Annotated in this window: 12 protein-coding genes and 1 pseudogene; 7 read left to right on the top strand and 6 right to left on the bottom strand. The window is 57.8% G+C overall.

Features of this window, described 5'->3' with window-relative positions:
- Positions 1-319: 319 nt before the first annotated feature.
- From AXG89_RS23455 to AXG89_RS23425, 7 genes and pseudogenes are all read left to right on the top strand, one after another.
- Positions 320-814 carry a hypothetical protein gene (locus AXG89_RS23455; RefSeq protein WP_062172820.1) on the top strand — a complete coding sequence of 165 codons (495 nt, stop codon included), beginning with the start codon at positions 320-322 and terminating at the stop codon, positions 812-814.
- Between the two features lie 22 nt (positions 815-836).
- Entirely contained in the window at positions 837-1,577 is a 741-nt protein-coding gene (locus tag AXG89_RS23450) for a response regulator (RefSeq protein WP_082771579.1), read from the top strand.
- A gap of 693 nt (positions 1,578-2,270) precedes the next feature.
- The gene (locus tag AXG89_RS43150) at positions 2,271-2,447 is read left to right on the top strand and encodes a BON domain-containing protein (RefSeq protein ID WP_236873534.1); all 177 of its coding nucleotides are present in this window, start codon (positions 2,271-2,273) and stop codon (positions 2,445-2,447) included.
- On the top strand, positions 2,384-2,794 hold the full coding sequence (locus AXG89_RS44740; RefSeq protein WP_442861759.1) for a BON domain-containing protein: 411 nt from the start codon (positions 2,384-2,386) through the stop codon (positions 2,792-2,794). Before AXG89_RS43150 ends, AXG89_RS44740 begins: the two co-directional genes overlap by 64 nt.
- 265 nt (positions 2,795-3,059) lie before the next feature.
- The gene (locus AXG89_RS23435; protein ID WP_062172812.1) at positions 3,060-3,506 is read left to right on the top strand and encodes a response regulator; all 447 of its coding nucleotides are present in this window, start codon (positions 3,060-3,062) and stop codon (positions 3,504-3,506) included.
- A 106-nt stretch (positions 3,507-3,612) separates the two neighbouring features.
- A pseudogene (locus AXG89_RS23430) lies at positions 3,613-4,830 on the top strand (sensor histidine kinase).
- Between the two features lie 191 nt (positions 4,831-5,021).
- Complete coding sequence (locus AXG89_RS23425) at positions 5,022-7,406, top strand: PAS domain-containing protein (RefSeq protein WP_062172810.1); 2,385 nt, start codon at positions 5,022-5,024, stop codon at positions 7,404-7,406.
- A gap of 694 nt (positions 7,407-8,100) precedes the next feature.
- Here the strand turns inward: AXG89_RS23425 and AXG89_RS23420 are convergent.
- The 6 genes from AXG89_RS23420 to AXG89_RS23400 all read right to left on the bottom strand — a co-directional run bounded on the left by AXG89_RS23420 (position 8,101) and on the right by AXG89_RS23400 (position 13,401).
- On the bottom strand, positions 8,101-10,464 hold the full coding sequence (locus AXG89_RS23420; RefSeq protein WP_082771577.1) for a putative bifunctional diguanylate cyclase/phosphodiesterase: 2,364 nt from the start codon (positions 10,462-10,464) through the stop codon (positions 8,101-8,103).
- Between the two features lie 6 nt (positions 10,465-10,470).
- Positions 10,471-11,070, bottom strand: a complete 600-nt coding sequence (locus AXG89_RS23415) for a methylamine utilization protein (protein WP_062172808.1) — start codon at positions 11,068-11,070, stop codon at positions 10,471-10,473.
- Positions 11,071-11,157: 87 nt separating this feature from the next.
- Positions 11,158-11,595: a group I truncated hemoglobin gene (locus AXG89_RS23410; protein ID WP_062172806.1), complete on the bottom strand. Its 438-nt coding sequence runs from the start codon at positions 11,593-11,595 to the stop codon at positions 11,158-11,160.
- Positions 11,595-12,314: a DUF3034 family protein gene (locus AXG89_RS23405; protein ID WP_335671981.1), complete on the bottom strand. Its 720-nt coding sequence runs from the start codon at positions 12,312-12,314 to the stop codon at positions 11,595-11,597. Before AXG89_RS23405 ends, AXG89_RS23410 begins: the two co-directional genes overlap by 1 nt.
- Positions 12,311-12,469 carry a hypothetical protein gene (locus tag AXG89_RS44365; RefSeq protein WP_335671980.1) on the bottom strand — a complete coding sequence of 53 codons (159 nt, stop codon included), beginning with the start codon at positions 12,467-12,469 and terminating at the stop codon, positions 12,311-12,313. The genes AXG89_RS23405 and AXG89_RS44365 overlap by 4 nt, the downstream gene beginning before the upstream one ends.
- Positions 12,470-12,915: 446 nt before the next feature.
- Positions 12,916-13,401, bottom strand: coding sequence for a GGDEF domain-containing protein (locus tag AXG89_RS23400; RefSeq protein ID WP_442861758.1), 486 nt, complete (start codon positions 13,399-13,401; stop codon positions 12,916-12,918).
- Positions 13,402-13,439: the final 38 nt, after the last annotated feature.

Raw genomic sequence — 13,439 nt, 5'->3', positions numbered from 1 at the left:
GCAGAGCGAGGGGTAGAGGTGACAGCGAAACCGTTTTTCAAACTGCTGGGCGACAAGAGCACCGATTTATAAGTATTTTGTTTTGGCTTGCATGGGCAAACTGCCCGACCAAATAATTTCTTCGGGTTGGCTTCCTGGTGCCGTAGACCGATAAAAAGCGCTCATTCTTTGGTGCGCCGCGATCTGCGCTGGGCGTGACCCCGCAACGAATTGTTATAGATTTTAGCTACACTGGGCGTCCTTGAACCGATGTTCGCGGCTGTTGACCTTCCAAACAATGGTAGCGAAGGCGTAATTTATTAACACTGCTGGAGTCGCAATGCTTGTCGACCGATTTATAGCTCAATCTAACCTGTTCAGTCGCGTGAAGTTGGCAAAACAGCAAAGTAGAGAAGCTCAGCTTTATGCAAGTTGGATCCTCTCGGACATCCAATGTTGCTTAACCTCGATTGCCATTATCGATGACGCCGAAGGCGAGGAAAATAGCGGTACGTTTGCGGCAGGCGGTCAACAACGCTCCGCATTTGCTATGCCCAAGAAGACGCTGATGGATCTATCGAAAGCCGTTTGCGACTTGCAATGCCATGCCGGACTCGCCGCATTGCATCTTTCTGAATTAGGGAACGAGACAATAGGCGCTCACCTGCAGCGTGTAGACGACGCGACGACGGAGGAAACTGTCGTAATCGTTGAACTCACCCTGCAACAACTAACCCGCAACTTGACGCGCGTTCACCGGTCAGTACAGGCCCTTGAGGCCAGTGTCCGCAAAACGTTGCACACGATATTTTCGGAACTTTCTGGTTTAGATTAATCTGAACAGTCGTGTCTTTCTCGTGCGCCTAAAAGATAGCGGCGTCGGCATAGCTCCGGAATTACTACCTCATATTTACGAACTCTTCACACAAGCAGAACGGTCCCTTGCGCGCTCCCGCGGTGGACTGGGGATGGACCTTGCGTTGGTAAAACGTATCGTGGAAATGCACGATGGGATCATCGACGTTCATAGCGTCTTGAACGAAGGGACGGAATTTGTGATACGTCTGCCGATCGCAATATTGTCAGCAAAGCTAGCGTTGCCGGTGACCGAATCAAGTATCAAATCATCGACCGCGTTGCGTATTCTCGTTGTGGATGACAACGTCGACACAGCAGAGAGTACGGCGATGCTGGTGGGAATGCTCGGGCATACCGTGAGGACGAAGCACGATGGCAATAGCGCGCTTCGAGCCGCATCCGAATTTCGGCCTAACGTGTTGCTTCTAAACATAGGCTTGCCCGGGCTCAACGGTTACGAGGTTGCATCGCGCATCAGAGAACAATCGAGTCTCGACCACACGGTTCTTGTCGCAATTACTGGATATGGCCACGAAACAGATCGACAGCTTGGGTTGAGGTCTGGAATCGATCATTACCTAGTCAAGCCTGTTGACTTCGATCGAATGCGACGCATCCTAGGACAGTCGCCGATCGAGCTGTCACGCCGACACACTTGGAACCGTAGGGCAGTCGGAATTCCGATAAGGCCTTCGCAACGCGAAACGGGTCATCTGCCGCCGCGTCTCCGTACGCCTTAGCCATGCCCGTCGAAACCCAGAAATACACAAGTTAGCCCCTGCCTTACCCACATCGATTGGCAACACATTCTTTGATGCCGCCATCTTTAGGTCAGGCAGAGGCAATTAATAAAAAAGCCGGCCACAGAAGCTAACGGCAAAGGATACCGATGCCGAGGGCGGCAACCGGTATCCGAGAGATCGATGCTACAACGACAGTGTGGACGACAGCACCGGTGCCGGCGAGCACTTTGATCGCTTTGTCATGAAACATTTTTGCCTGTTGCTCAGCCGCCGTTGGCAAAAAGAGCAGAAGCCTTTCGAAATGATTGCGTGGTCGATCACCTCTCGGGAACATGTCCGGCGGCTTGGTATGCTCTTCCCCGCCTACCACTCCGGAGAGATTCTCCGCCGGATCCGTGATACACGAACGCTCTCAACGTCAATCCCCTTTTGCGCGGAAATTAGCTTTCTAACGATGAGAGTGTAGACTTGTAGACGAGGTTCGGCTTGACCTGGGTCAACGAATGCAGACATTGGCGATGCGGTCTTTAGTCGCCGGCGTCCGACACGATCCCAAGTTGGCGTCGCCACGCGGCCTGCTGCTGTGTGCTGAGTAGTTTCCGACTCTATCGGAACCGCACGACGGCTTCTATCATCAGCAACATCATTTATTGCATTCTTCAAGCATTCCTGATCGGTCCCGGAGACATCATGGCATTTATAGTCAATGACAGCGAGCTACAACAGGCCGTTCTATCCGAACTTGCCTGGGAACCGAGCGTCACCGCTGCACATGTCGGCGTTACGGCAGCCAGCATCGTCACATTGACCGGCACGTTACATCGTTTGCGGAAAAACATTCCTCCGAAGCGGCTGCGCTGCGCCTGAAGGGTGTCGAGGCGGCTGCGGACAACATCCAAGTCCACCTTGCCTTCGACGCGAAGCGCAGGAACGACGACATTGCAGCAGCGATCGTAAATCGGCTGGCCTGGGACGTTTCCGTTCCTCCGGATGCGGTTGGGGTCTATGTGGAAAACGATTGGATAACACTCAGCGGCAGCGTGGACCGGCATTTTCATAGAGAAGCTGCCGTTCAGGACGTTCGCCGGCTTCTAGGCGTGACCGACATGACCGACCATATAACCCCAAACGCCCCAATTAACGAGTTTCAGGTCCGCAGAAATCTCACACAAGCCTTAAAGCGTTTTGGTCCGACTCCCGCAATATTTCGGTGACGGCAAGCGGCGCAACGCTGCGACTGACGGGTCCGTGCGCACGCCGCAAGAGTACAACCGAAATAGGTTTCTTCGCAGTTTTTGCTCCTTGCCTCAGCCTCGCAAGGCCCACGATCTCCATCATCGTTTCTCAGTCATCTCATACGCGGTAAGGATATTTACATTCGGATGGGGCTATTTTGGGGATTCCCATAGATATGGGTACAAACGGTGCTCACGACGGACCAGCTTCTGAGCTCCTATGCCTTCTCGTCTCGAAAGTTCAATGCAACCCTACCCCAAAAACTCGCTCTCACGAGCCTGGACCGACCGTCGTATCGCGGCCTATATCGAGCCCCTGCGCGTGTTAATCGTCGACGACAACCTAAATGGGGCGGAAGCACTTGCTGCATACCTTTCGCTCGACCCTATGGAGTGCCGAATTTCGTTAAGCGGCGCTCAAGCCATCGAAATGGCGACGGCTTGGGTGCCTGATGTGATTGTCATGGATATTTCAATGCCCGAGCTGAATGGACTAGAGGCAACGCATGCGCTAAGGCGTGATTTGCGAACGGGCAGCATCGTGATCATCGCTTTCACCGCGCTCGATGAGGCGGAGGTTCTCCGGCACCTGTTGCACACGTCGTTTGATGGCTATTGTCAAAAAGGACAGTCGCCGGGGGTGCTAATAGCATTAATCGATTCGTTCGGACGCCAGCGTCCAATCGGGTAGGGTTGATAGAAGAATGTTGTTTCGGTACCGCAACTATTGCTGTCGGTTCGCCATGCCCGTAACCTCAGACATCCGCTTTTACACAAACCTGGTCTTGTGGCTTCCGATGATCGACACGCCTATACGCCCGCTGCGCAAATTTTCCGACTTCATTCGCGAGCATCGGGTCCGGCTGACCGAGCAATGGATGAAAGCCGTTTTCGGCGACGTCGACCTTGTCGGTGCTGACAAGCTTACTTACGAGCAACTCGCCGATCACTTGCCGGGAATTCTCGACGGGTTGTGCGCCGCACTCGACATTGAAGATCTCGAGCGTGTCGGGCCGGCCATCGAGCGCGATGCGCGAAGCCACGGATTGGTCCGCTGGCGCCAGGGCTATAGGATCGAGGAGCTCGTGCGTGAACTCGATTTGTTTCATCAGGCGCTCGCGGACGCACTGGAAAAATTCGCCGACCAGGACAGCACGTTCACTCGCCACCACGAAGGCCGGGCACGGCGCCTCGTTGCCGAAACACTCAGCATGGTAACGCTCACGTCGATCAAGGAAGTGGTCAGTGAACGCGACCGCAAGATCGACGAGTAAACAGGCCGGCTCGAGCGCGCGAATCACGAACTGACGCTCAAGCAACGGCTGGTTAGCGATCTCTACGAATCGCGCATGCAGATCACGCGCAGCGTGGTCCACGATCTGCGCAATTTTCTGAATGCGTTTTCAATCGCACTGCAGTTGGTCAGTCGCGCGCCCTTAAAAGCCGATGTGGCGCTGACGATGGCCACCCGGCAGGCCGCCGACATGAAAGAACTCGTTGATCAGATGGTCGAATACTCGGTCGTGCTTGGCGACGCCGCTCTGCTCACGCTCGAACAAGTCGAATTGCGAGATCTCTTTGATGAACTTGTCGCCTTCGCGCAGCCGGCCATCGAGGCAAAAGCGCTCACGTGGCGCGCGAGTTTCGACCCTGCGCTGTCTACCGTCACCTCCAATCGACTCAAGCTGAAGCAGATTGCCATTAACCTCTTGTCCAACGCGACGAAATACACGAAGTCGGGGGAAATCAACCTCAGCTTTGTCTTGGCGGGCTTGGGGCATTGGTCGATCCACGTGTCGGATACCGGCGTGGGCATCCCGCCTGAGGACGCGAACCGCGTGTTCGACGAGTTCGAACGCGCCGCAGGCCAAGATGTTCCAGGCACCGGTCTAGGTCTCGCGATCGTCAAGGAGCTATGCAGATTATTAGGCGGGCAAATCGATTTTATCTCTCGCGAAGGCGTGGGGACCACATTCGACATCCGCTTTCCGCTGGCCCCGGCCGAACCGCGATGAGCGTCCCGCCGACTACATATCGACATAACCGTCAGCAATTGAGTGACCCGTCTCAGCAGTTCACTTGGACCAGGTTTAGCCAAAGGCGGCGGTCTCTGCCGAGATGAATTGTCGATAACCCCTATCATTCCGAGTATAAATTGTCCTTATAAAACGTTCGTCCGCAGCGCCCCTTTTTATGAGACATCGCAATGCAAAATGCTTTTACCGAAAATCAGGTCGATCTGGGAGACCCCGAGACGATTCTCGATAGCATCACGGACGGCTTCTTCACTCTCAACGCAAATTGGCAGTTTTGTTATGTAAGCCGTCAGACCGAAACAATTTGGGCACGCGAGGCCTGCGAGTTGCTTGGTAAAAGCATTTGGGACGTGTATCCCGGCACCGTAGGCAGCGAGTTCGAAAGGGTCTACCGGAAAGTAGCACAGGAGCGCACGACCGTTGCGTTTTGTTCTTACTATCCGGATCATGACCGTTGGTATGAGGTGAATGTGTATCCGGCCAGGGGCGGATTGGCGATCTACTTTCGCGATGTCACAACGCGTATGTACGACGAGAGCCGCCGCAACGCGCTGCTTAAATTAGCCGATCTCGTTCGTGGCGCAACGACGTCGGAAGAGATCATGTACGGGGCCTCCCAAGTCCTGGGCGAAACGCTCACTGCAAGCAGAGTGGGCTACGGAACTATTGATCCTGTCGCCGAAACACTGCATGTCATCCGGGATTGGAACGCCCCGGGCGTAGAGAGCTTGGCGGGCAGGCTGCATTTGCGCGATTATGGTTCATTCATTGACGACTTAAAGGCAGGAAAATTCGTCGCTATTAATGATGTCGAGCACGACTATCGTACTGCGGAAGCATCAGCGGCGTTGCAGCGGCGCAATGCAGGGGCGTTCGTCGATGTTCCGATTATCGAGCAAAATGAGCTGGTAGCAATGTTGTTCGTCAATCATGAAAAGGCGCGAAAGTGGACCGCTGAGGAACTGGCTTTTATCAGGGAGGTGGCAGAAAGAATTCGAACTGCCAGCGAACGATTACATAACGAGGAAGAACTTGAAAAAGTCGTTGCGGAGTCTGAGCGCCGGCGCCGACTTTACGAATCGTTCTTAGAAAACTCTCCCGACCTAGCCTACGTATTCGACCTGAGTCATCGGTTCATCTACGCCAATAAGGTACTGCTCAATATGTGGAGCCGAACTTGGGACGAGGCGATCGGAAAAAATTGCCTCGAACTCGGTTATGAGCCATGGCATGCTGAGATGCATGACCGGGAGATCGAACAGGTCGTCGCTACGAAACAGTCCGTTCATGGAGAGGTCCCCTTCGAGGGCGCCTATGGCCGACGCATTTACGACTATATATTTGTGCCTGTACTGGGCCCTCACGGTGACGTGGAAGCCATCGCCGGTACGACCCGCGATGTGACAGAACGCAAGCAGGCAGAGCAAGCCTTGCACGACTCAAACCGCCGCAAGGACGAATTTCTGGCAATGCTTTCTCACGAGTTGCGAAACCCGCTCGCTCCGATTCGGAACTCCCTCTACATTCTTGACCGGGCCGACCCTTCCGGGCAACAAGCGAGAAACGCAATAGAGGTTATAAGCCGTCAGGTCACACATCTGACCAACCTCGTGGACGACCTTCTTGACGTTACGCGGATTGCGACAGGCAAGATCGAACTGCAGCGCGCGGAGGTGGACTTAGCTGCACTGGTCCGGCGCACTGCGGAGGACTCTCGCGCTTTGACCCAAGCACGTGGCCTCGAACTTTGTGTCGTCGTGGAAGGCGAGGGACTCTTCGTGGAAGGTGATGAGACCAGATTGTCACAGGTGCTCGGGAACCTGCTCGGCAATGCGGCGAAGTTCACGCCGACAGGGGGTCGAATAACGGTGACGGCTCATAAGCGCGCCGGAAGCGCCCTTATTCAAGTTACTGATACTGGATTGGGCATCGCGCCGGACGTGCTGCCGATCATCTTCGACCCATTCACTCAGGCGAGCCAAGATCTGGCGCGAACGGAAGGCGGACTCGGCCTCGGGCTCGCGCTCGTTAAGGGAGTAATCGTCCTTCACGGCGGGAGCGTCGCGGCGAAGAACATTGCAAATGCCGGCGCGCAGTTCACGATCGAACTGCCGCTTACACAGCTTACAGCATCGACAGCGCCTGATTTCTCGGCAATCGAAATAGACGGCAATACGTCCTCACGTCGGGTACTCATTGTCGATGACAATGCCGACTCTGCCGATTCGCTTGCGGCGATTGCCGACATGTTGGGACATACGGTTGACGTGTGTTACAACGGACGCAGCGCGGTCGCACTAGCGGAGAATAAGCAGCATGAATTGGTGCTGTGCGATATCGGGCTTCCCGATATAAACGGATATGAGGTCGCGCAGGCACTGCGGCGAAAGCTTCCGGCGAAGACAAGATTGGTTGCGATAAGCGGCTACGCTCAGCCCGAAGACGTGCAAAGGGCGCTCGATGCGGGCTTCGATGCGCATTTCGCGAAGCCGCTCGATATGCTTCGCATCGAGCAACTTCTTACAGGCGATGATTCTTTCGATAATCGCAAGTAGTGCACTGATCTACCGCGTTTTCGAAGGCGCATTCCTTCCATCAATGACGGAGCGTCCGCTTTCAATCCAATCGACCGTCGCTTGTAGGCGCGATTACGGTCAACCATTGCCTTTGATGTAGGACTTGCTGATAGGCTGGTCGGATACGCCCGAGGAATTCGTAACAAAACCCCGAGACCGAGAAATGGCAAATAGTTAGGATAACATAACAAAAAGCGGTATATAATTATGTAAAATTAAAGCTTACACAGAAATGCCGCGAAACGAGGGTTCAATGTCACTCAGTGCAAACGATGTGGTCTTGCCAGAACAAGGTGGCGTTGCGGCCGTTCGTACATCCCCAAAGATCCAGATCCTTTTCTAATCGCACTGCGAATTGAAGATCCGTTTCTTCCTATAATTTTGCCTTGGTGATCCTTGAGCAGCCTGCAGAACACCTCCGGATCGCCGTTTCCGCCGTTGCAAGTAGCGGGACGAACGCTTCGTCGTATCCATTCCCGAGTTGGTCCCTAAGCATCGGCTTACTTGGCCTCGATGCTTGGAGCTTTGCAGGCGTTAGGGGCATAATGGACTCAGCGTGCATTGGCCCGGTGATCCAGATGGGCTGAAACGTTCGGGTTCGGGTTCGATGTCGAGCGATGCCAAATATTTGGCTTGTAAAGGCTTTACGTTCCGGTGCCCTGATCGAATGCGCTTACACGGCTGGCGCGAGCGCTTCGTTGATGTCGTCGTCCGCTGCGCGCGCGTTTCGCCACTCGGTCTCCCAGCCGGCCAGCCACACCTCCAGCTTTGCCGGCGGCAGCGGCCGGCTTAGGTGATAACCCTGCACCAGGTCGCACCGCAGGTCCTTCAACTGCATCATAATCGCTTCGGTCTCTACGCCTTCGGCCACCACTTTCAGCCCCATGTTGTGGCCGAGGTCGATTGTCGAGCGCACGATCGTCTCGTCGTCCTTGTGTTCGGCCATGCCCAGCACGAAGGACTTGTCGATCTTCAATTCGTCGACGGGCATGCGCTTCAGGTAAGACAACGACGAATAGCCCGTGCCGAAGTCGTCGATCGATAGCCGGATCCCGAGCGCGTGCAGGCGGTCGAGCGTCTCGATGGCGTGATTCGGGTCGTCCATGATGGCGCTTTCCGTGATCTCGATCCAGATCCACTCCGGTTTCACGCTGTACTTGGCGAGCAGCGCAGCGAAAGTGTCAGGCAGCGACGACTGGATCAGCTCGCGCGCGGAGACGTTGATCGACACTGCCAGGTCGATGCCCTGCGCGTGCCAGATCGCGCACTGGTGGATCGCCTTGTCGGCGACCCAGCGCGATACCGTCTTGATGTAGCCTGTCTGCTCGGCGAACGGGATAAACTGGTCCGGCGCTATGAAGCCGCGCGTCGGATGGTCCCAGCGCACGAGCGCCTCCACGTACTTGACGGTGTGGGTCGCGAGATCGACCTTCGGTTGGTAGTGAAGCGTCAACTGGTCGTGCTCGACGGCTTGGCGCAGTTCGCCCATCAGCGAGAGCCGCTCGGCGCTGTTGTGGTCGTGGCTTTCATCGTAGAGCGCGAATCCCGAATTAGTGCGCTTCGCCGTGTACATGGCGATGTCCGCGCGCCGCAGTAGCGCGTTCATGTCGACGCCGTTGTGCGGATACGTGACGATGCCGATGCTCGCGCCGATATCCACCAGTTGGCCTTCGATCATGGTCGGCGATTCGAGCGCCTTCAGGAGGCGATGTGCGATCAGCTTCGCCGCCCCGATGTCGTCGGTCGGCAGAAGGATGGCGAACTCGTCGCCGCCCAGGCGCGCGACGGTGTCGGAGCCGCGATGCAGAGACGCGCGCAGGCGTTTCGCCACCTCGCACAGCAACAGGTCGCCGATCGGATGGCCGAGCGTGTCGTTCACGTACTTGAAGCGGTCGAGGTCCATCATCATCACCGCGAGCGGATGCTCCGCGTGCATCGCGACGCTGATTGCCTGCTGCAGCCGGTCGTTGAAGAGTGCGCGGTTCGGCAGCCCGGTCAGCTGGTCCATGTAGGCGAGCTCGGTGATGCGCAGTTCGCGCTCGGCGATACCGACCTGCATCTGGTTGAATGACGCCGCCAGCTCGCCGATCTCGTCGTGCCGATGGATCAGGAGCGGCTCAGCGTAGTCGCCCCGACCGATGCGGCGCGAGAAGCGCGTGAGTGCCGCGATCGGCCGTGTCACGCTGCGCGCGATCAATACGCTACCGACGATTGACACCAGCACGCCTACTAGGGTAATCAGCAGCAGCGTGGTGTGCAGGCGGTGAAACGGCGCGAGTGCGTCCTCCATCGAGCGCTGCAGGAGAACCACCATCGCGTCGCCGCCGGCGTTGAGCGTGATGACGCGATCCGCGTGGCTGCCGTCGGTGAAATTTGTGCCGGCGCGAATCACGGGGCGCTCCAACATCGGCAGCGAACTGGCGAGCACGCCCCAGGTGCCATCGGCGTGGCGCTCGAGGAAGGAGACGTCGAGCGCGGTCAGCCTGCCCATGTCGCTTGCCAGCGTGTCGTCGATCAGAAAGCCCATCGCGACCCACGCGATCGTCACCGGTGCCTTCACCGGCACAGCGACGAGCTCGTACGGTCGTCCGTCGATCATGCCGATCGACCAGGCGTCGCCGCCGCGCTGCGCCGAGTGCAGCAGGGTCGGAAACGGGAACGCGGCGCCATCGCTCTGGGTGCCCTGGCTGTCGGCGATCAGCTTACCGTCGAGGCCCGCAAGCATCACGAGGTCTGCGTTGACGCGCTCGCCGTGGTTCTGCAGCGCCGAGGCGACCGTACGCTCGTCGTGGCTCGCGACCGCCTGCCGAAAGCCAAAGTCCGATGCGACGACGCCCGCCGCCTGCGTGAGCTTTTCGCCATTCGCACGCAGCACCTGCCTGAAGACGCGCTCCGCCACAGACAACTGGTCGTTGACGTTCGCGCGCGCGTTCGACGTGATGACAGAGCTGATCACCAGATAGGCGGCGGTCTGCGCGACGAGCATCAACAGCACGAAGACGACGGCGATACGGGCGCGCAGGCTGTGAAGTCGCATGGCGGCCTATTGCGGCTTGAGCGGCAATGCGAACTTCGCGACGCCGGCGTCGGCAACGAGCTTTTGCGTCGGCTGAGCGTCGGGAGTGGTCATGCGGTAATGCCACGCGGTGACCTTGAGCGCGTCGGCGGGCACGTTGTCAATGGTCGCGTTGCCGCTCGCATCGGTCTTGGCGAAATACGGCGTGTCGACAAGCAGCAGGTACGCGACCATTGCGTCGTGAATGTTGCATCCCATCACGACGAGGCCGGGCTTTTCGAAGACGACTGGCGCTGCCGGAATGCCGTGATACAGGTTGAGTTCGAATTTCTTCGCGGGCGAAAACGAATAGACGTCGTGCTCGATGTTGTCTTTGTTCGGGAACGCAATGGCCGCGCCCGTCTGCGCCACCGATACGAGCGGCACAAACTGCCGCTTGATCTGGTCGATCACCGCGCCTACGGGTTTGGTCGTGGGCAGCTTGCCACTCGCCGGGCTCACGTAGACTATGGCGTCCTGCAGCGGCGCGCCCGCCTGGTCGACGACCTGAACGCGCAGCGTCGCCGCGTGCGCGCCGCATGCGGCGAGAAACGCCAGGCCGAAGGCCACAATTTTGGTCGATAACATTGAAGTCTTCCAGTTGAGCGCGCGAGTGTGACGCCCCGATCGTATTAACGGAGCGCGAGCAGAAAACTTGAGCGGTGCCAGCGCTCGCTATTCGCGGTCCTGGATGTCGCGATACATCGGTGCGAGTTTCGCGAGAAGCTGGTTCTGCGCGTGAAACGGCACGCCGTGCTTGTCCATCGCCTTCTGCAGATTTTCGACCATCGCGTCAAACGCGGCGCGGTCAATGTTCTGGCCTTCGTGCGCACGCTTCATGGTGCGGCCAGTATAGGTACAGGGTCCGCCAAGCAGCGCGCAGAACTGCTCGACGAGCTTTTCCTTGATGCGGCGGATCGGCGCGTTCTCGAAGTACGGTGCGGTGCGCGGGTCGGCGAGTAGGTTGGCGTAGAGATCGTCGGTGATGGCGATGAGGCCGGGCTTCTCGCCGAAGGTCCGGTAGACCGCGTCGTCGGCGTGCGCGGGCGTGGCGAGCATCGCCGCCAGAAGAATCGCGCAGGCGGCGAACACGCGCGTGAGGATGGCATGCATTAGAAGCCCGCCTGGAGTGAGAGGTAAGCGCCGCGCTGATTTCTGAACGTGGCGATGTCGCCGAGCGCCACATATGCGAGGGTGAGCGAGACGTGCTTGGTGGGCGCCCACGCGACGAACGCATCGTAGGCGTTCTGTTCGCGCGCGAAGCCGAGGTTGTCGGGCTTGGCGCGGTATTCGCCGCCGATCACGACGGACTTCGACAGCATGTACGCTGCCGACAGTTCCCATTCAGGGTGGTAGGCGTTCGACTTGTCGCCGCCGAAGCCGAGCAGGCCGAACTGGTTGGCCTTCGTGAAGCGCAGCGTGCCGTTCAGCAGGATGCTTTGCGCGAGCAGCAGCTTGGTCGCCGACAGGTAGAAATCGGTGCCGGAATTGCTGTCGGCGCCGACCGCTTTGACGATGTCGCCCTGCTCGTTGTGCTTGAACTGGATGCCGACCGCCATTTGCGGGATCCAGGTGTCCTGATCGAGCACGGCGTCGCCGAAGAGCCGCACCTTCATCCCGGCGATATCCTGGTTGAACTTGAAGCTGGAGCCGAGGCCGAGTGCGGCGCCGGCATCGCGTGTGTCGAAGGTCTGCCGCGCGACCGACAATTCGACGCGGTTCGCGACGCCGAGCGCGGCGCCATAAGTGGCGAGCGCGAAGTCTTGGGTGCGCAAGTAGGTTCCATACGCACTGCCGCCGACCTGCGACGCCGTTCCGTAGCCGCCGATCACTGCCCACGGCGTGAGGCCGCCACCCCCGCGCCTTCTAATTCGGACACGCCGCCGGTCAGCAGCAACTTGCCGCCGGTCGCGTCATCGGCGTGAGCTTGGCCGGCGAACGCGACGCAGGCCGCGAACGCGAGACAGTTTGATCGTTTTGACACCATGCTTTCACGTGCGCCTCGTGCGGAAGCGTCCGGCCGTTGTATGTAAGTCTCTCTTTACGGCACAAATCGCGTTCTCTTAAGTCGGCTTTGTCAAACTGTTAGGAGTGGTACGGCATGATGGCGGGTGTGACTATAGACAGAAAGTGATCGACGGATTTGGGTGACTTCGGCGATTCGCATCAAGCGAATCGAGCTGTGCGCTGTTTGCGAGAAAGTGAAGCGCGCAGGAGATGCCGCTTGAGCGCGATATGTCAGACCAAAATTAGGCGTTAAGCACAGATGACGCCCATGATCGTTATTGCGCCTCTCTCAGCGCGCGTTTTGATATTTGTGGCTATGCCTCAAACTGTCCGCTGTCGTAGCATCTGTCGACCAAGCCACTGACGCGCCTCTACCTCCGCACGCTCGGTGTGAAGCATTGAGCAGCATCAGCGCTCTTCAGTACGTCAATCCGCCACCCGGTTCCTGCCTGCCGCCTTTGCCGCATATAGTGACTTGTCTGCAGCGGCGAGCAGGTCGTGCATCGACGCTAACGCGTGCGATAAGGACGCGCAACCAAGACTGACGGTCACTACCTGCTCACCCACGGCGGTATCGATCCGGCTGGCTTCGATGGTCGCGCGGATGCGTTCTGCGATCAGCGCCGCGCCATCCGCCGACGTACCGGGCAGCATCAGGCAAAACTCCTCCCCTCCGAGGCGCGCAATCACATCGATAGAGCGAAGGGAACGCCTCGCCTCCGCGACAATTCTTTCCAGGACCTTATCGCCTGCCTGGTGCCCTGCTGTATCGTTGATTTTCTTGAAGTGATCCGCATCGATCATTACAAACGAAAGCGATTTGCCCGACCGCTTCGACCGGGCAACTTCCTTCTCTGCGACCTTGAAAAAATGGGCGCGATTCATCGCTCCGGTCAGATGATCGGTCGTCAAAAGACGCGTGAGCTCGTCGCTGCTGATTTTCCTTTCCG

Source organism: Burkholderia sp. PAMC 26561 (genome assembly GCF_001557535.2).
Taxonomy (GTDB): Bacteria; Pseudomonadota; Gammaproteobacteria; order Burkholderiales; family Burkholderiaceae; genus Caballeronia.
This window is presented reverse-complemented; position numbering and strand designations above follow the sequence as displayed.

Excerpts from the sequence above, each read along its gene's own strand:
- AXG89_RS23455 (WP_062172820.1), top strand. The coding sequence starts at position 320 with ATGCTTGTCGACCGATTTATAGCTCAATCTAACCTGTTCAGTCGCGTG.
- AXG89_RS43150 (WP_236873534.1), top strand. The coding sequence starts at position 2,271 with ATGGCATTTATAGTCAATGACAGCGAGCTACAACAGGCCGTTCTATCC.
- AXG89_RS23435 (WP_062172812.1), top strand. The coding sequence starts at position 3,060 with ATGCAACCCTACCCCAAAAACTCGCTCTCACGAGCCTGGACCGACCGT.
- AXG89_RS23425 (WP_062172810.1), top strand. The coding sequence starts at position 5,022 with ATGCAAAATGCTTTTACCGAAAATCAGGTCGATCTGGGAGACCCCGAG.
- AXG89_RS23420 (WP_082771577.1), bottom strand. The coding sequence starts at position 10,464 with ATGCGACTTCACAGCCTGCGCGCCCGTATCGCCGTCGTCTTCGTGCTG.
- AXG89_RS23415 (WP_062172808.1), bottom strand. The coding sequence starts at position 11,070 with ATGTTATCGACCAAAATTGTGGCCTTCGGCCTGGCGTTTCTCGCCGCA.
- AXG89_RS23410 (WP_062172806.1), bottom strand. The coding sequence starts at position 11,595 with ATGCATGCCATCCTCACGCGCGTGTTCGCCGCCTGCGCGATTCTTCTG.
- AXG89_RS44365 (WP_335671980.1), bottom strand. The coding sequence starts at position 12,469 with ATGGTGTCAAAACGATCAAACTGTCTCGCGTTCGCGGCCTGCGTCGCG.